This is a genomic window from Pseudacidovorax intermedius, from assembly GCF_003350475.1.
GTDB lineage: Bacteria > Pseudomonadota > Gammaproteobacteria > Burkholderiales > Burkholderiaceae_C > Xenophilus > Xenophilus intermedius.
The window spans coordinates 1-18,530 of the sequence record NZ_QQAV01000003.1 but is presented as its reverse complement, the minus strand read 5'-3'; the positions used below and the strand labels follow the sequence as shown (position 1 = coordinate 18,530).

The window sequence follows — 18,530 nt, the reverse complement described above, 5'->3', positions numbered from 1 at the left end:
CGGGTGCCGCACGGCACCGCCGCAGAAGGCCGACCCAGGAAGCGTGGCAGAGTGGTCGATTGCACCGGTCTTGAAAACCGGCGACGGGCAACCGTCCGTGAGTTCGAATCTCACCGCTTCCGCCAGTTGCGGCGTGTACCGTGGTCGATCAGTTCGGATGCGTCCGTGAGCATCTGACAGGGTCTAGACAAAATCAAACATGGCTCGCCAACCTACGCAGGAGCATACGAGACTGGGCCAGCCAGGCCCAGGCAGTGGCATTTTTTGCAGAGCGGTCATGGTGCATGACCATGCGGCGCTCGCGCTCCAACCAAGCCTGAGTGCGCTCGACGACCCAGCGCTTGGGCAGGATAAAAAGCCGCCGGCCTGAGCACGTGTGAACAGTGCGGGTCGTTCCACTCGCCGAAGGCGCCAGGGCGACGTACCACTTCGACAGCAATGTCGTTCTCATGGCGCAGTCGCTCGGCGCACTTGCCTGCGTAGGCGGAGTCGGCGTAGAGCAGCTTGACGGACGCGTACTTGGCACAGGCTGGGGCGACGACCTCAGGGGCACCATCGCGATCCTGCACGCTGGCAGCGGTGACGCTGACGGCCAGCAACAAGCCCAGCGTATCGGTCACGATGTGGCGCTTGCGCCCCTTGACCTTCTTGCCAGCGTCGTAGCCCGAGGTGCCGCCCTGCGGGGAAATGCGGTTGGCCTGCGAATCGATGACCATCGCGCTGGGGGCGGCATTGCGTTCGATGCGTTGGCGCCATTGTGCGAACAGCCGTTGCTGCAACTGCTCGAACTTGCCTTGCGCGGCCCAGCGACTGAAGCTCTTGTGCACCGTCAGCCAAGGGGGAAAGGACTTGGGCAGCATCGTCCAGGCGCATCCCGTTCGAAGCACATAGCAGCACGCATCGACCATCGTGCGCCGCTCGTATTTGGAGGGCCGACCTCGGCTGCCCTCAGGCAGTTCGAACAGGTCTGCCGCCAGCGCCCATTCGGCGTCCGTCAGCGAACTGGCGTACTGGTCCGCGGTCGAAGGCGCAGTGCGATGCGCCTTGGTGTAGCCATAGCGCTTGGGTTGAGTAGCCGTGCGCGCCTGGCGCGTGTTGGTGCGCTCAAGGCCGGCACGCTTGATCGCCCGGTGCATGGTCACGGTGCATACCGCGATGCCGGTGCGCTCGGCGAACGCAACGCACAACTCCTGCATCGTGGCGCCGCGCTTGGCGGCCTCCCTGGAACCTGACCCAAAGGTTGAGCCCGGCCTTGCGCGACCATCAGAGTCAGCCCGCGGCTCGTCGATATCCCACCTATGCGTCCAGTCGGGGATGGAACTATTCCGACTCCTTGGTTATTTCCCGGCCCGGAAAGTGTTCGCAGCTCGGGGCTGTCGAAAAGCCCGGAGACTCCAGCGTCTGGATGTATCGCCGCAGCGTGCGCGTGTGAACGTCAAACTTTCGGGCAAGCATGTGAACAGGCTCGCGTCCCAAGTAAAGCGCCAGTTCGTCAAGCTGCTCGGCACTCAGCGAACGCGGTCTTCCTACGTGTCGACCTTGGCCGCGGGCAGCCTCCATGCCGGCCTTGGTGCGTTCACTGATCAGGGAGCGCTCAAATTCCGCCAGCGCTCCCATCAGATGAAAAATAAGGATGCCGCCCGGGGTACCGGTGTCAATGCTCTCCGACAACGATGCGAAGTGGATGCGCCGCTTGCCTAGCGTAGAGACGACCTGCACAAGCCCATTGACGGAGCGCCCCAATCGATCCAGTTTCCAGACGACCAAAGTGTCGCCCGCCCTCAGCCGTCTGAGAGCTCGAGTCAAACCGGGCCGGTCGAACACTGCACCCGACACACCCTGATCGGTGTAGAGCGCGTCGCAGCCTGCGCGCTCAAGCGCCCGTATCTGTAGATCGACACTTTGTTCGTCTGTCGAAACCCTTGCGTAGCCAACTTTCATGATCGTAGGAGGGGGGGACGCACCCGCTTCGTCGCAGAGCGCGCCACTTGCCTGAGGAGTAGTTAACAAGGACTGAGTCTAGGCATTGACAAAAGGGTACCCTTTTGCTTGCATCATTTACAGCCCCTATCTAAAAAGATACTAAGAGTAAAAACGGTCACTGACTAACCGTTTTTCAGTATTTAGACCTAAAGGGTACCCTTTTGTCCAGCGGGATTACGGTGTAGCTGAGCGCAAGGCCAGAGTTGGTGTAGGCCGGACGGGCGGATGTGATGCCTGAAGTCGGTCTTTCTCCAATGGCTGCCGGTCTTGCACTGAACCCGTCCAGTCTGGAGCGGCTTGAGCGTGAGCTTTGCGAGCTGCTGAGCACCATCCGTGCATACCGCGGGGTCACAGGTGACCACGCGAGCGACGTGAGTGCTGAGGCCTCGACCGAGGAGGGGGGCACCCCGCCCCCTTCGGGCCTGGCGGACATCATCATTCCGTCATCGAGGCAACCTCAAGCAACGCCGTCTTCGATTGATCTGGGCGACCGGTCGCTGGGTGAAACCGGTTGGCTGCTCATCGGCGACTGCTGGTTGCTGCGAGCCCCAGACGGCTACCAACTGCGACTGAATATCTGCGAGCGCGCGCTCCTGCTTGCGCTTGCTCAGGCAACAGATCACGCGATCTCTTTCGACGCGTTCTTCCAGCTCATGGAGAACACGCGTGTCATGTATGGCCAGAAGCCACTGGCGCTCACCAGTAGGCGAATGATCCTGATGCGGCTGATGACCAAGCTTGGGCGATCAAGCTCGCCAGGACCGCTTTTGTCCGTACACGGCTGGGGCTATCGGTTGCGCGTCCGCGACGAACTGCAACCGGCCGCTCTGCATTCGGACGGCCCGTTCTTCCGATCCTCGCTCCTGGGGGGGCGCGCACAGACTTCTCCTGCCGAGAAGTCTGACGCCTCCTCATGAACGCGCAGACCGCTTCATGTGTGTCAGTGGATCCGCAACGTCTCGGTCGTCCTCCCCTTCCCCGCATTTCTTCAGTCTAGGAAAGATCATGAAAACTCGCCTGACCGCCGCCGCTTTGCTGAGCCTGTTTCTGGCCACACCCATTTGGGCGCAGTTGGTCCCTCCCTCAGGAAAGTCGGCCGAGCTTGAAGCAGCGACTGCGCCCCAGGAGCAGAGGGCCGTAACCGTCTCCTTGACCCAGAAGAAGGTCGTGAAGGATGGGGGTGGCCGCGACAAGCTTATTGACGCTGACGCTGTCAAGCCCAACGACGTCTTGGAGTACCGAGTCGTCTATAAAAATGTAAGTAGCCAGACCGTCAGGGGCATCGCGGCGAATCTGCCGTTGCCGGAGGGCTTGGAGTACGTCGCCCGCTCAGCGCAGCCAGAGAAGGGCGCTCAGTTTGCGCTGCAGGCAGATGGTGCATTTGCCCCTGAGCCCCTGATGCGCAAGGGTAGCGACGGGCGCATGCAGGCTGTGCCCTATGACGAATACCGGCAGATTCGCTGGCGCATCGATGAACTCGCGCCCGGAGCCCAGGCGGTCGTGAGCGCTCGCGCGACGGTCGAAGCCGTCAAGCCGAAGACAGCGCCCTCCGCAAGCACTTCTCCCAATAGCGCAACTACCCGAACCGCGACCGCAACTGCGGCATCGCCAACCAAGCCTTGAGAGGGGCCGGCTGGCACCGCTTTGCGCTTCGACAACGTGGTACGGCCTGCTTCTCTCTACCCCCGTGTTGGTTGCTACGAAAGCCTGGACCGTAATGGTTTGGGCGCGTGGTGGCCGCACTGCCCTGCTGTGCGGGAGGCGGCGAAATAGCCGTAACGCAAGGCAGATTTCAAGTTCTTTTGTGAACGTCGGCCTTCCTTAGAGGAGAAAACAAGTGAAAAATCAATACCCCCTGACTCGCGGCAGCGGCAAGCTGCTTGCGACGTGGGCGGGCACGGCAGCCATGGCGGCGGTCTTCCTGAGTGGAAGTCCAGCAGCGATGGCGGCAGCGCCTGCCGCGGGAACGTCAATCGGCAACGTGGCGTCGGCTTCCTATCTGGATCCGAATGGCACTTCGCAAGTTTCCACGTCGAACCTCGTGCAGACCACGGTCCTGCAAGTGGGCTCCTATGCGTTGGATGGAAAGATTACGACCGCCAGTACGCTGGACGTCGTCAACAACAAGACAGGCGCCGCTGGTGCCACGATCTACGCGGCGCACGTGCTCACCAACACGGGCAACGGTGCCGACGGGTTCAACATCAAGGTAGATGCGTCAGCCAGCAAGAAGTTTGCCAAGATCGAGATTTACAACGACTCGAACTTCGACGGCCTTCCCGACAGTGCAACTCCTCTATGTTCCGACGCCACGGGTCAGACTGGCTGTAGTCTGACGTCTGTCACGACGGTGGCTGGCAACAACGGCCAGTACGGCTTCGTGGTGGCATACAGCATTCCGACGACGGCGACCGGCACAGGCGCCTACGACGTCGGCAATGTGACGGTCACGCCGCAGGCATCGAGCGTCACCAGCTACGGCTATGCCGCAAGCAACCAGAGCGTTCAGGTCCAGGACAGCGTCACGCTCACCAATGCGGCCGCATTCAACGTCTCCAAGGCGCTCGCACTGCCCAATACCGGCATCGGTGCGCCTGGCGGCGGATCGTGGCCTGCAGCCATCGCTGCCGGCAAGCGTACGCCCGCTGGGGCCACGTGCGCGACCACTTGGGCGGGCATGGGCAGCAACCCGGCGTCGTGTGTCTACACCACCTACACCATCACCTACAGCAACACTGGTGGTGCAGTGGGCCGCTTCAACCTGCAGGACGTGATCGGTACGGGTGCGACCGCCGGCTTCACGTACGTGTCCGGATCAGCGGTGTGGAGCAGCAACCCCGGCGTAGCGTTGAGCGAAACGGCAGGCAGCAACGGTGCGAACATCGACTTCGCAGCCAGCGGCGGCACGCTGACCTTCGTGGACAACAGTCTGCCCGTGAACAACACGCGTAGCCTGACCTTTGTCGTATTGGTGAACAGTTCTGCAACCGTCGGCACGGCCAGCACCACCAACACGGTGAAGTACAACCCGACCGACGCGCCAACGGCCACCGCGAGTGCGCCGGCACTGGGCAGCACCCCGTCGACCTCGAACGGTTCCCCATTCACGGTGCAAGGGACCTACAGCGTTGCGGTGGGTGCGGCCACGTCGGTTGCCTCCAGCGACGCGAAGGACAGCACAGCGGGTACGCCGAACAATTCGAGCACGGATGCGCAGTCCAACGCCAAGGTCGCCGCCGGCTCTGCCACGAGCTTCACGCACGTGGTCTACAACCTGGGCAACGACACCGACAGCGTCAACATCTCCATCGCGACCCAGACCTTCCCGGCCAACACGATCTTCCGCTTCTACAAGTCGGACGGCACCACAGAACTGTCGGACACCAACAACGATGGCAAGGTGGACACGGGTCCGATCGCCATTGGCGGTTCGGTCAAAGTCATCGTGAAGGCGACGATTCCGCCGACGACGGCCATCAACACAGGGGCCAACTACACCTTGACGCTGCTGGGTACGTCGGGCTCGGATTCTGGCCAGTTTGACGCCTCCAAGGACACCGTTGTGGCGGTTACCGGCCCCGCAGTGGACCTGACCAACAGTGCGGCGGGCGTTTTTGCATCGGGCAGCAAAGCTGACGTGGGCACGGGCCCGAGCGCGCAACCGACCGTGACCCAAGACCCCGTTCCGGCGGGTTCGTGGACCACGTTCGACCTGTGGGTGACCAACAACGACAGCAATGCCAACACCTACACCCTGTCGGCGAGCAGCACATCGGGCTTCCCTGGCTCTCTGCCCGCAGGCTGGACGGTGAAGTTTGTCTCGGGTGCAACGACCAGTGCCTCGTGCGCGGCCGGCACCGCCATTACCACCACGGGCACGGCAGCTGCCAACGGCGGCCAGACCCAGGTCACGGCTTGTATCTTCGTGCCTGCAACCCAGGTGCAGATCAGCCAGGCGGTGTACTTCCAGGTACGCGCGGTGTCTGCAGCCTCTGACGGCTCCACTCCGGTGGATACGCTGTATGACCAGGTGAATGTGACCGCCGCTGCGTCCACTTACAGCGCCACCATCGGGGTCGCAGGCACGGGGCAGGTCGCACCCGGTGGTTCGATCGTCTATGCGCATACGCTGAGCGCCACCGGTACGGGCGCATGCAAGCCCGGCAAGCTCACCGTCACCCTTGGAAGCGGTAATGCAGCCTTGGGATGGACCTATGCGGCCTACGTCGACAGCAATGGCAACGGCGTGATTGACGCGAGCGATCAGCTGATCGATGCAACAGGCGCCATCCCGGCGCCCGTGCCTGGCACGGATGTCAAACTGCTGATCAAGCTGTTCGCACCGGGCGGTGCAACCGTTGGCAGCGCCGACATCTCCACTGTGGCCGTGACCTTCCCTGCAGGTAGCGACAACTGCGGTACGCCGTCTACGACCGACACCACCACCGTCGTTGCTGCTCAAGTGCGTCTGTACAAGACGCAGGCCAAGAACCCCAATGCAACGTGCGATGCCGCAGGCATCACCACCGCATTGGGCAACCTGGCGACGACTGCGCTGACCGCCAAGCCGGGCGAGTGCATCGTGTATCAGGTCAAGGCCATCAACGAAGGCACCTCCACGGTGACAAACCTGAACATCTCCGATGTTCTGCCGGCGTACACAACGCTGACCACGGTTCAGCCCACGAGCACTTGTGCGTCGTCGGCTGGAACGGTCTTGCCGGCCTTCACCAACCCGACGGGTTGGAGCGCCAGCACCACGTCGGTGAGCTGCGGCAATGGCACCACCGCCACCACGGTGGCGCCGGGCGCTTCGGCCACGCTGACCTTCCAGGTCCAGCTGCAGCAGTAAATCGTCTGCCCTTGCGGGCCTAGGGCCGCGGGTGCTCGCCCCCTATGGGGGCGGCCCCGCGCGCAAGGCAAAGCACGCTGCTCTGAGGCTGCGTCCGCTTTGCCCTTTTCTGTCTGCTTTGGCGCACCTGCAACAGAGCAAGCAGAAAAGAACGAGAACAAGCCGATCAAGGCAAAAACAGCCGTTCGAGAGAGGGAGCTTCGCCATGCGTGCGTATTCGCTTTCGAAACCAGCCCACAACAACGACCAAGTCAGTCGAGCCGTGACTGAAATTCAAATGCACCTGAACCCCACCCTGCTGCGACATTTCTGCCCGTCCCGGTGGTTTGGCCCTTTGCTGCGGGTGCTCATGCTGCTGCTGTTGCTGGTCGGTTGCCTGTGCGGCGCAGCGGGGGCCACGCCTGCACCTGCCGGCACCATACTGCGCGTCGTCGCCACGGCCACCTACATTCCGACGGGCTACACACAGACCGAGACTGTCAGCTCCAACGGCGTGGTTCTCACGGTGCAATCCGTCGAAGCCATTGCGCTCACGCAGGACCAAGCTCTCACGCGTCCGCCGGGAATGCAGGTGGTCATGAGTCATCTGCTGACCAATACCGGCAATGTCCGGAGCAGCTACAAAATTGGCTGGAGCAATGGCGGCGCGGCATGCCCTTCTAGCGCCGCGTTGAGCCTGAGTGGGCTGCAACTGGTGCGCGATAGCAATGGCAACGGTGTTGTCGATGCGGGAGAGGCGGCACTGCCGCTGAATACTGCTGGGGCGTTTTCGCTCGATTCCGGGGAGTCTGTCACGTTGCTGGCGGTGGGCACGATGCCCACGGCGGCCTCGGGTGCCGTCTGCGCGACGCTGACCGCCAGCACGGGCGCGCAGGCGGTCAGCGCGAGCAATATGGACGTGATCGAGATTGGCAATGCGGCCGTCCTCAGTCTGATCAAATCCGCGAGCTACACCGCGCCTCTGCAGCCCGGGGTCTCCCGTATTGACTACGTCGTCAACGGGACCAATGTCGGTAATCAGGCTGCGCAGGCCACTGGCACCGCGGTTCCTGCCAACACGCCAATCGTCGTCGATGGCAGCCCCGTCAGCGCGATTCTCGTGCGCGATGTGCTCCCGGCAGGCACGCGATACATGGCTGGCAGCTTGCAAAGCTCAATGCCGGGGGCCCTGCGGCTGTTCCGGCTGCCCGGTGATGCTGCCTTCAGCTACCGCACAAGTGGTGGCGACGACGCGTCGGCAATCGAAGTGGCGGCGGCGCTGCTCGCTCCGGCCACCATTTCACCGAATGCCTCGTTGCAGATGCGGCTGTCGGCCACCGTCACAGCCAGCGCGGGCAACTTGCTCAACACTGCGCAGGCCTATTTCAACGACGGCACGCAGGCCACCTCCAGCAGCTCAAACACGCAGGCCATCTCCGTGAATCCGGCGCGCATCGGAGTGGCCGAAGCCGCGAGCCTGCCGCGACCCAACGCGGACGGAACTTCCGATGTGACGCTTTCCCTGCGCGTCAAGAACTACGGCACTTCATGGCTATACGACGTCCAATTGCTCAATGTCCTCGAGGGCGCAGGCGCAACGCAGTTTGGCACCTACAGCACATCCGCCTCGCCTGCAGTCGGCCAGTACACCATCGTTCCTGGCTCGCTCAAGATCGCGCAACCCAGTGGCAGCGTGGGCGGTCAGTCGGCAAGCGTGAGCAGTGCCTTCGACGGCACTTCATCACGATCTTCGTTGCTGGCTCCGGGCGCCGTGTTGCCAGTGGGCGGCGACTTGACACTTCAGTTCGTGGTTCGCTTCAACACGGCCGGACGGCCGTCCATGCTCTACACCAGTAGCAAGGCCCAGGCGGCCACTGTGGCGGGCAGTAGTGCCGTCATCACAGACGATTCCGTCAACGGCAGCGACCCCGATCCCGACGGCGACGGCAACCCTGGCAACAACGGCTCTCCCACACCGGTAGGCACTCAGTCTCCGCTGCTGGCTCTCAGCAAGAGCGCGTCTCCTCCGCGGTACGTTTCTGCAGGTGTGTACGACGTCGATTTCCTCTTCAAGGTCAGCAACACCGGAAGCTCCGAGGCGCCCAATGTCCGCGTGATCGACAACCTCAACTGTGCATTCTCGATGGACCAGGCATCCGGCCCGGTCGCTCAATGGGAACTGCGTGGGCCAGTACGCAGTGGGGCTGGCATCCTGGCACCTTCGGCCAACTTCACGGGCGCTGCCGGTTGCAACCGTAGCCAGTGGAACTCCGCCGACCCGACCCACTTCCCCACGGAAATTGGGCTCAACTTGACCGATGGAAGTCGGCCGCTACCGGCCGGAAGCAGCGAGCAACTCGGGTTCACGGTGCGCGTGACGCTCAAGGGCGACTATGCAGGCGGGCGCGTCACATATACCAACAAGGGCTGGGCTGCTTCGCTTATGCAGAACACCATCAACGTCGACCCCACACAGGTGGCTGGCGCCAGCGCAGCCTCTGCTGTGGGGCTGCTGGTGGACCCTCAAGGGACCGTCTACGACGCCGTCAGCCGCAGTCCGATAGTCGGCGCGGTCGTCACCATCAAAAGGCAGTCCTGCACCGGCGGCACCGCCGGTGCCATCACAGCAGACCAAGTGCTCGGCGGCAACTCCGGGATCTACACGTTCAACGCAGACGGCACCATGTCCATGACGACGGGTACCGATGGCAGTTGGCAGTTCTACTGGCTTGCGCCGCCCATTTCGGGCAAGTGCGCCTACAGCCTTTCCGTGACCCCGCCTGCCAACAGTGGTTACATCTACCCTTCGCAGCGCATACCTGCGCAGGGAGGGAGCTTTGCCACGTGCGGGGCCGTCACGCCCAACGCGCTGTCTCCCGCCAATGGCGAAGCCACGACTTGGTATACCACCCTGGAGGCGGGATTCAACTCGGACGGCAGTGCCTGCGATGTCGTGCACAACCACATTCCGCTCGACCCGGGCTTGATCAACGGCCTTGTGCTTCGCAAGGCCGCGAGCAAGCAGCAGGTGGAGTTCGGCGACTTCCTCGACTATGCCCTGACAGTCACCAACAAGACGGGCTTTCCCCTCAAGGGCGTCAACTTCAGCGACACCTTGCCGGCAGGCTTCGCTTATGTGCCTGGCAGCAGTCGCCTCAACGGCAACACTGTGGCCAACCCGAGCGGCGGCGTCGGTCCGACGCTGGCATGGCAGTTCCCCGACGCGCAACTCGCGGCCGATCAGAGCGTCATGGTGCGTTACCGGGTGCGTGTAGGCGTCGGCGCGCGCGTCGCTGCAAACGCCACCAATCGGGCCCAGGCAAGCACCACGGGATTCACTTCCAACACCGCTGAGCACACCGTTCGTGTCAATGGCGGGGTGTTCTCCGATGAGGCCTTCGCATTCGGCAAGGTGTACATGGACTGCCGAAGCGATCGACAGCAGGACGGAGAAGATGAGCCTGGCGTTCCCGGTGTCCGCCTCTGGCTTGAAGACGGCACCAATGTGATCACGGACGGTGAGGGCCGCTGGAGCCTGTACGGGCTCAAGCCCATGACCCACGTACTGCGCCTCGACGAGACGACACTACCCGTTGGCGCCAAGGTGCTCATTCAGGACAACCGCAATGCCGGGACCGCCGCCAGCCGCTTCGTCGATCTAAAGAAGGGCGAGTTTCACAAAGCCAACTTCCCGCTGCAGGGCTGCGATGACGCTCAGACCACCAAGGATGTCGAGGCGCGTCGCAAGGCGGCGGCCAAGAACCTCGACGCCGAACTGGCGGGCGCTCTTCGCAATCGGCTCGATCCCAAGGCCCAGACTATCGTCGCCAGCGACACGCGAGCGCTGCCCGCTGCCGGACAGATCAACGGCACGGGAGCCGGCGCCGGCGCGTCTCTCACGGCGACGACCGGGCCGCTGATTTCCCTGCCGGGTGCGCCTCAACGGGCGGCGGGCGCGGGCGGCGGCAATTTCCTGGATGGCACCGGCACGGTCGGTGGTTCCGGCACGCTGGCTGTGGCCCAGCAGGTGAGGGCCATGCCCGCAACGGGCCAAGTACCCAGTGCCGGCATCGGCGATCAAAGTGCGGGCCAACCCGGGAGCGTCACGCAGGGCCTTGTTCCACAGCCCATGGCTCCAAGTGTCATCGAGTTGGAGAAACTCCTTCCAGACCTTGACAACAAGCCGGGCTTCGTAGAACTGCGCAACGGAGACACCTTGCCGGGCCAGGCCATCAACGTGCGTGTGAAAGGTCCAGCGGGCGCGGTTCTGCAACTCTCCGTCAATGGCGAGGCAGTCGATGCCCGCCGCGTCGGCAAGAAGACGACGCTGCCCGCCACCCAGACCAGTGCGTGGGAATACATCGGGGTCCAGTTCAAGCCTGGCAACAGCCGTCTGCGCCTGCAGGTGACGGACGAGATGGGCAACTCGCGTGGCGAGGCGGTCGAGATCTCGGTGACCGCGCCCGACAAGCTCGGTGTCGTGCGCCTTGAAGTGCCGAAGGACTCCCGCGCCGACGCGCGCACCCCTGTTCCCGTGCATGTCGTGTTGACCGATGCCGCGGGCGTGCCGGTCACCGCCCGCACTGCGATTACCCTGGAGAGCGATGCTGGTCGCTGGCAGGAAGAGGACCTCAACGACAAGGAACCCGGCCTGCAGTCCTTTATCGAGGGTGGGCGTGCAACCTACCACTTGGTGCCGCCCGGCACTCCGGGCGATGTGCGCGTGCGTGCGACCGTCAACGGCATCGTGCAAGAGGTTCGATTGGTCCTGCTGCCCGACCTCCGCCCCATGATCGCGGTCGGCGTTGTCGAGGGCACGCTCGACCTCACCAAGCGAGGCAAGCTCGGAATCGATCAATTGCCGGCGGGTGCAGCCTTCGAGCAGGAACTCAGTTCCCTGGGCAGTAACGGCGATACCAAGAACACTCGTGCCGGCGGTCGTGCAGCATTTTTCCTGAAGGGCGCCATCAAGGGCGAGTACCTCCTCACTGCGTCACTCGACACTGCCAAGTCCAACAAGGACCGTCTGTTCCGCGACATCCGCCCCGACGAGTTCTATCCCGTCTACGGCGATGCCTCCGAGCGCGGCTACGACGCGCAGAGCTCCCAGAAGCTCTACGTGCGTATCGACAAGAACCGCTCCTATCTGCTCTATGGAGACTTCCAGACCAGCAGCAGCACCGAAGTGCGTAAGCTGAGCCAGACGAACCGTACGCTGACGGGTGCCAAGGGTGTGTACGACGAGGACCGCATGCGCATCACCGCCTATGGCTCGCGCACCTCGCAGACCCAGCAGATCGAGGAATTTGCCGGTCGCGGCATCTCGGGTCCCTACTATCTGGCGGGCAACCTGGGCGACATGGTGGAGAACAGCGAGACGGTCGAAATCGTCTCGCGCGACCGCAATCAGTCGAACGTGATCCTGAAGGCCACCACGCTCGCGCGCTTCGTGGACTACACGCTGGAGCCGAACACTCGGCGGCTGATGTTCGTGAGCCCCGTCTCCGCGGTGGACGCGAACCTCAACCCGCAATCGGTCCGTGTCACCTATGAGGTGGACGCAGGCGGTCCGAAGTACACGGTAGCCGGTGTGGACGCGCAGTTCAAAGTCGGCGAACGTGTGCAGGCCGGCGTAGTGGCACATGTCGACGAGGACCCGAAGAATCCTCGGCGTCTCGCGGCGGTCACGGGTCTGGCACGGCTTGGAGACAACACCAGCATGGCCACCGAAGCCGTGCGCACCCATAGTGACGAGAAGGGCTCAGGCTCGGCGGGCCGCATCGAACTGCGTCATCAGACCGAGAACCTCGGCGTCTCGGCGCAGGCTGCACGAGCCTCCAGCAGCTTCGACAACCCGGCCGCGGGCTTCGGTGCAGGCACGACCGAAGCCAGCGTACGCGCCGAGTACCGCATCGATTCCACGCTTGCAGCGCGGGCCGAGGCGCTCTACAGCAAGAACGACGGCACCAGCGCCAGTGCCAACGGCACCTCAATCAGCACTGCCACGGCAGCCACACCCGCTGCACGTGGACAGAGCGTGTCGCTGCTCAAGCGTTTCAACGACTACTTCAGTGCCGAGGTAGGCCTGCGGCACGGTGCGACGGCCAGCAGCAGTTCGGCCTCGATGTTCAGCTACGACCAGGTCTCGAGCTATAGCAGCACACTGGGGTCGAGCCAGATGGGCTCCTCCGTGACAGCCCTGGGCGCAGCCGCCAATTCCAGTGGCAGCCTTGCCAGCGACCAGAATGACCTCACGACCGTGCGCGGCCGTCTGACGGCCACATTGCCCGGTGTTCCGCAGGCGCAGGTGTTCGTGGAAGGGGAGCAGGACACCAACGACAGCGGTCGTCATATGGCGGCGGTCGGCGGCAATTACGCCATCACCGACAAGACGCGGGTCTATGGCCGCTATGAACTCAGCTCCACGCTTTATGAGGACTCGAGCAGCACGACCAGCAGCAGCCGCAACGTCGGCATTCTGGGCGTCGAAAGCGCCTACATGGAGGGTGGCCGTGTCTACAACGAGTACCGTTTGGCAGACGCCGACAGCAGTCGTACGGCGCAGATTGCCAATGGCATCCGCAACACCATCAAGTTGGGTGAGCACTGGTCGGTGACCGGCGGCATCGAGCGCACCCGTGCCCTGGGCACCGTCTCCAGCACCAGCCTGGCCTCGGGTCTGGGCAGCTCCACCGCGGTGACGAGCGGCGTCGAGTACACAAACGGGGCCTTCCGCGCGAGCGGCATCCTGGAGAAGCGCACCGGCTCCGACGCCGACACGGTGCTCAACAGCATGGGCATGGGCTACCGTCTGAATGACGAGTGGACCTTGCTTGCGCGCAGCGTTTACAGCAGCAGCAAGGGCGTTGATGCCCAGCAGGGCAATGACCGCATCCAGTCACGCCAGCAGATCGGCGCGGCCTACCGCCCAAAGGATGACGACCGGTTCAATGCGCTGGCGCGCTATGAGCACCGCAGCGAGACCATCCGTGGAAGCACGGCCACCGCGGGCAGCATCAGCGGCAACGCCTTCGGATCGGACGCCAGCCTGCCCGGCAGCTACAAAGCCGACATTGCTTCGGTGCACGCGAACTTCAGCCCTGACGCGGACAACACCGTCAGCGGACGTCTCGCGATGAAGCGCTCGAGCTACGACGACGGCAGCCTCAAGAGCAGCTACACGGCGCAACTCCTCTACGCCCGCTGGACGCGTGACCTCAATGCCAAGTGGGACATGAGCGTACAGGGTGGCCTGCTGCACGGCTCAGGAGGCGCGTTGCAGAAGTCGCTCGGGCTGGAGCTGGGCTACCAGGTCATGAAGGACCTCTGGCTGTCGATTGGCTACAACGCGCTCGGCTTGTCCGATCGCGATCTGACCGCCGGCGAGTACACCAGCAAGGGTGCCTACTTCAGGTTGCGGTTCAAGTTCGACGAAACAGGCCTGGGCTTCGCGCGCAGCGGTGCGGATCAACCGGGCAGCGCGGTCGGGGCGGCCAGCCTGTCGAGCAACGCGCCAAGCAAGCCGATCGAGGAACCGCCTCGCATCGATGGCGTCCCCGCTCAAGCCCCCAGGCAGGCGGCGCAGTCGCAGGACTGAGTGGCAACGCGTCGTCTTCGTCGAGGGAGCACAGTGACATGAGCGCATTCGTACTGGTGGTTTGGATCGGCGGCGTTCTGGTGGGCGGCACCTTTGGGGTGCTGGTCATGGCGCTGTGCGTGGCGGCTGGCAGGGCGGACGACAGCTTGGCGCATCAGGACGATGAGGCAGTCGCCCTTCGCGGCCAAGACCTCTGACGAGGCGGCACGATGGGCTTGCGCGTACGGCCCATCGCCAAATCCTTCAAGACACAACAAGAATGCACAAGATTTTCACGAGGCTTGCAGCAACCGTCCGCACGCAGATGCGGAGGTGCGGGGGCAGGGTAGGCCAGCCGGATCCGGAGGGTGCCAGCCGGGCGCCATGGCGGGCGGTTGCGGGCGTCGCACTGGCGTTTGGTATGGGCATGGCTCAGGCGCAGACCACGGTGTTCTCCAGCAGTACAGCAGGCTCATGGAACTACACCATTCCTGCCGATGTGAGCGTCATCACGGTCAACCTGGGTGGCGGAGGTGGCGGGGGCGGAGGAAATGACGGGGGCGGTGCGGGGGGCACTGGCGGCAACGGTGCAATGATCAGCGCCAAGATCCAGGTGACCCCTGGTTCCGTGATCAGTGGAGTGATCGCTGGCGGGGGGGGGGGGGGGGCCTTTGCTGGCTGTCCGGTGACGACTCCGGGTGGGACCGGGGCCGCCAGCGGCGGCTTAGGCGGTGCCGGCGGCTGTTCGGGAGCCAGCGGGACGGGCGGCGGCGGTGGCGGCAGCAGCACGCTCGTGGTTGCCGGCGCCGTGCTACTGCAGGCAGGCGGTGGCGGAGGCGCCGGTGGTGGGTTCAATGGGAGTGCCTCGACAGCTGTGAGAAACGGCGGCGCCGCGGGCGCCGCCATCACGGCCTCGTCCAACTGCGGAACGTTGTCGAATGGAAGCAACGGATTGCAGCCCTCCGTCGATGGCAGTGGTGGTGGCGGCGGCGGCGGCGGTTTTACGGCCGGCTCGGGAGGTGCGGGTGGTGCCGATTGGAGCTCGGAGGCCAGAGGCGGCACCGGGGGCGGAAGCTGTTACGCATCCGCAAATTCGGCAATCGTCGGAACGCCGACTGTTTCCTCTAGTGGTGGATCTGGGGGCGCTGGGCAGCCGCCCTCGGCCAGTGTGGCAGCCACGGCCGGTGGCTCCGGCTCCGTCCAGATCATCGTCTCCACGGGCAGCTACTGGGACATCGTGGCGGGCAACAACCAGATCAATGGCGGCTCCGGAACCTGGGACACGACGACCACCAACTGGTCGGACAGCACCGGTGCGGTCGTCGGCGTCTGGGCGGGAGGCTCGGTCGTCGCGAAGTTCGGCGGCACCAGTGCCGGCACGGTCACGGTCTCAGGCACGCAGAGCATGGGCGGGCTGACCTTCAACACCACGGGCTACACACTGAGCGGGGGCACCTTGACGGGTGCGGCGAGCAGCAACGTGCTCACGGCTGCCTCTGGGGTGAGCGCGAGCATCTCCAGCGTGCTGTCGGGCAGCACCGCCTTCGAGAAGCAGGGCGCCGGAACCATCACGCTCACTGGCACCAACACCTTCAGTGGGGGCCTGTCCGTCAAGGCGGGTGTGTTGAACAGCAGCGCACAACTGAGCGCGCTCGGTGGCTCGGTGTCGGTCGACAACGGCGCCACACTGGGCCTGAGCAACCCCACCGCGGCCCAGATCGCCTACACCGGCACCTGGAACATCGCGGGAACACTGTCCTACAGCCACGCGGGCACCACCCCCAGGAGCCTGTACGTTGGCGGGCCAACCACCCTGACCAACGCCACGATCAACGTCACCGGCAGTTCTCCCCTGGAGACGGTCGATGGTTCCAAAAAGCGCCTTGTCCTGTCTGGAGCCACGACCACCGGCTCGGGCAACCTGAACGTGAGCAACTTCGGCGACGTCTCGCTGGAGGGTGGCATCGACACCACCCTGGCCGTCACGGTGGACAGCACGAGCCGGCTGCAGATCTACAACGGCACCATCAAGATCGGCACCCTCTCGGGCGCGGGCACGGTGGCCGCGGCCATCGCAGGCACCGCACCCACGCTGTCGGTCGGCAACGGCAATGGCAGCAGCACCTTCTCCGGCAAACTAAGCAACTCTGCGGCCCTTGCCGGAGGCAGCAACAACTGGGGCCTTACCAAGGAAGGCACGGGCACCATCACGCTCAGCGGCACCCACACCTACACGGGCGCCACCAACATCAACGGCGGCACCTTGCAGTTCGGCACGGGTGCTGCGAATGTCACGGCGGGCTCCACATCGGGCTTCAGCATTGCGAGTACGGCCAAGCTGAGATTCAATGAATCGACGGCGATTTCCACGGTGCCCTGGGCCAACATCACGGGGGCGGGCACGCTTGCGCTGAGTACCGCGGGCACTGGATGGCCGAATGATGATTGGCAGACACCATCATTGCCCAGCAGCTTCACGGGCACCTTACTTATCGAGAAGGGGCGAGTCTTCACCAGCAATGTGGGAGCGGGCCTTGGAGGAGCAACCTCCGTGATCGTTCAGAGCGGTGCCCAACTCGGCATATTTTTTGCAACGGCCTCCTATCCGCAGTCCATCTCGATCGCCGGAGTCGGCTTGGGCGAAGCAGGATTTGAAGCCGCCATACGTGGAGGCGATGGGGGAGTCGTCTCGACGTTGACTGGGCCGGTCACGCTGACGGCTGATGCGACTGTGGGTGCAACCGGCACAGGCAGTCTGGTCTTCGACAACGTCATCAGCGGCGCCAATGCACTGACGGTGGGTACCAGTACGCTGAACGGCTCGGTGGTGCTCAATGCCGCCAACACCTACAGCGGCAAGACCACCATCAGCAATGGCACGCTGAAGATACGCAGCAGCGGTACGCTGGGCGTCGGCAACTATGGCGGCGACATCGTCAATGGCGGATCGCTTTTCTACAGCAGCAGTGCCAACCAGACGCTTGCGGGCGTCATCAGCGGAGCGGGTACCCTCACCAAGGACAACGACAACACGTCCACGCTCACGCTCACTGGGGCCAACACCTTTACCGGTGCCATCACCATCAGTGCCGGCACCCTCAAGATCGGCGGCGCAGGCGCATTGGGCTGGAACGGCAGCGCCGGTGCCTACGCGACGGCCATCACCAACAACGCCACGCTGCAGTACTCGAGCAGCGCCAACCAGACGCTTTCGGCCACCATCACGGGCACCGGTGCGCTGATCAAGGACACCGGCACGGGCACCCTCACGCTCAGCGGCACGGGCAGCACCTACGGCGGCGACACGACGGTGAGCGCCGGCACGCTGGCCGTCGGAGCCAACAACGGCGCATCGACTGCCAGCGCCATCACCGTCAAGAACACGGGCACGTTCAAGCTGGGCAGCTTCAGCCAGACGCTGGGCAAGGGCATCACGGTGGAGTCCGGCGGCACGTTGGACATGGGCAGTGGTGGCGCGCTGATCCTCAACAACGGCAGCACCAGCAACGTCTCGGCCATCACCGGCACGGGCACCATCACGGTGAACGCGGGCGCCCAGCTCACAATCACTGCGTCCATCAACAACACGGGAGTGAACATCGTGTTGGCGGGCGGTACCTTGAAAGTCACCGCAGGCACCAGCAGCAGCCTGGGCGCCATGACCCAAACGGCTGCCAGCACGCTGGATATGGATAGCAGCACGAGCGTCTTCGCCAGCCTGCGGGTGTCGTCCCTCAATCCCGGCGCCTATGCCATGAAGGTGGACAACTGGGCCCTTGGGAGTGACAGGTTCTACGCCACGAACGTGTTCAGTGGTCCTCTCCGAAACGTGATGAACAAGACGCCGCTCAACCAGATCAAGCTGGGCGGCAACGACCCGAGCCTGACCTACTGGGCTGCCAGCAGCGATGAACTGCTGGCGGGGAGTCTCAGCGGTACTTACTGGGACGTGACACAAGGCAACGGCACGGTAGACGGGGGGACCGGCACCTGGGACAGCAGCAATTCCAACTGGACCACCAGCGATGGAGCATTGAACGGTCCTTGGGCGGGCGGCACCAGCGTGGCGACATTCGGAGGCGCCAGCGGCGGCACGGTCACGGTCTCTGGCACGCAGAGCATGGGCGGGCTGACCTTCAA

Annotated in this window: 8 protein-coding genes and 1 tRNA gene; 7 read left to right on the top strand and 2 right to left on the bottom strand. The window is 64.0% G+C overall.

Features of this window, described 5'->3' with window-relative positions; translation table 11 throughout:
- Positions 1-37: 37 nt before the first annotated feature.
- A tRNA-Ser gene (locus tag DFR41_RS09550) sits at positions 38-125 on the top strand.
- A gap of 150 nt (positions 126-275) precedes the next feature.
- Here DFR41_RS09550 and DFR41_RS09545 read toward each other — a convergent pair.
- Positions 276-1,196, bottom strand: coding sequence for an IS5 family transposase (locus DFR41_RS09545; protein WP_081682216.1), 921 nt, complete (start codon positions 1,194-1,196; stop codon positions 276-278).
- Positions 1,197-1,320: 124 nt separating this feature from the next.
- Positions 1,321-1,941 (bottom strand): recombinase family protein, encoded by a 621-nt coding sequence (locus DFR41_RS09540; RefSeq protein WP_017760658.1) that lies wholly within the window; start codon positions 1,939-1,941, stop codon positions 1,321-1,323.
- A gap of 272 nt (positions 1,942-2,213) precedes the next feature.
- On the opposite strand from DFR41_RS09540, the gene DFR41_RS09535 reads away from it, so the two are divergent.
- From DFR41_RS09535 to DFR41_RS09515, 6 genes are all read left to right on the top strand, one after another.
- On the top strand, positions 2,214-2,900 hold the full coding sequence (locus tag DFR41_RS09535; RefSeq protein WP_147284331.1) for a hypothetical protein: 687 nt from the start codon (positions 2,214-2,216) through the stop codon (positions 2,898-2,900).
- Between the two features lie 88 nt (positions 2,901-2,988).
- Positions 2,989-3,606, top strand: coding sequence for a DUF11 domain-containing protein (locus tag DFR41_RS09530; protein ID WP_114802554.1), 618 nt, complete (start codon positions 2,989-2,991; stop codon positions 3,604-3,606).
- Between the two features lie 214 nt (positions 3,607-3,820).
- Positions 3,821-6,835: a beta strand repeat-containing protein gene (locus DFR41_RS09525; RefSeq protein ID WP_244917707.1), complete on the top strand. Its 3,015-nt coding sequence runs from the start codon at positions 3,821-3,823 to the stop codon at positions 6,833-6,835.
- 205 nt (positions 6,836-7,040) lie between these two features.
- On the top strand, positions 7,041-14,411 hold the full coding sequence (locus tag DFR41_RS09520) for a DUF11 domain-containing protein (protein WP_114802552.1): 7,371 nt from the start codon (positions 7,041-7,043) through the stop codon (positions 14,409-14,411).
- Positions 14,412-14,449: 38 nt separating this feature from the next.
- Positions 14,450-14,608: a DUF3789 domain-containing protein gene (locus tag DFR41_RS27670; RefSeq protein WP_170159337.1), complete on the top strand. Its 159-nt coding sequence runs from the start codon at positions 14,450-14,452 to the stop codon at positions 14,606-14,608.
- A gap of 950 nt (positions 14,609-15,558) precedes the next feature.
- Positions 15,559-18,530: beta strand repeat-containing protein (locus tag DFR41_RS09515; RefSeq protein ID WP_211322571.1), on the top strand; the 2,972-nt coding region annotated here is incomplete at its 3' end.

Excerpts from the sequence above, each read along its gene's own strand:
- DFR41_RS09545 (WP_081682216.1), bottom strand. The coding sequence starts at position 1,196 with ATGCAGGAGTTGTGCGTTGCGTTCGCCGAGCGCACCGGCATCGCGGTA.
- DFR41_RS09540 (WP_017760658.1), bottom strand. The coding sequence starts at position 1,941 with ATGAAAGTTGGCTACGCAAGGGTTTCGACAGACGAACAAAGTGTCGAT.
- DFR41_RS09535 (WP_147284331.1), top strand. The coding sequence starts at position 2,214 with ATGCCTGAAGTCGGTCTTTCTCCAATGGCTGCCGGTCTTGCACTGAAC.
- DFR41_RS09530 (WP_114802554.1), top strand. The coding sequence starts at position 2,989 with ATGAAAACTCGCCTGACCGCCGCCGCTTTGCTGAGCCTGTTTCTGGCC.
- DFR41_RS09520 (WP_114802552.1), top strand. The coding sequence starts at position 7,041 with ATGCGTGCGTATTCGCTTTCGAAACCAGCCCACAACAACGACCAAGTC.
- DFR41_RS27670 (WP_170159337.1), top strand. The coding sequence starts at position 14,450 with ATGAGCGCATTCGTACTGGTGGTTTGGATCGGCGGCGTTCTGGTGGGC.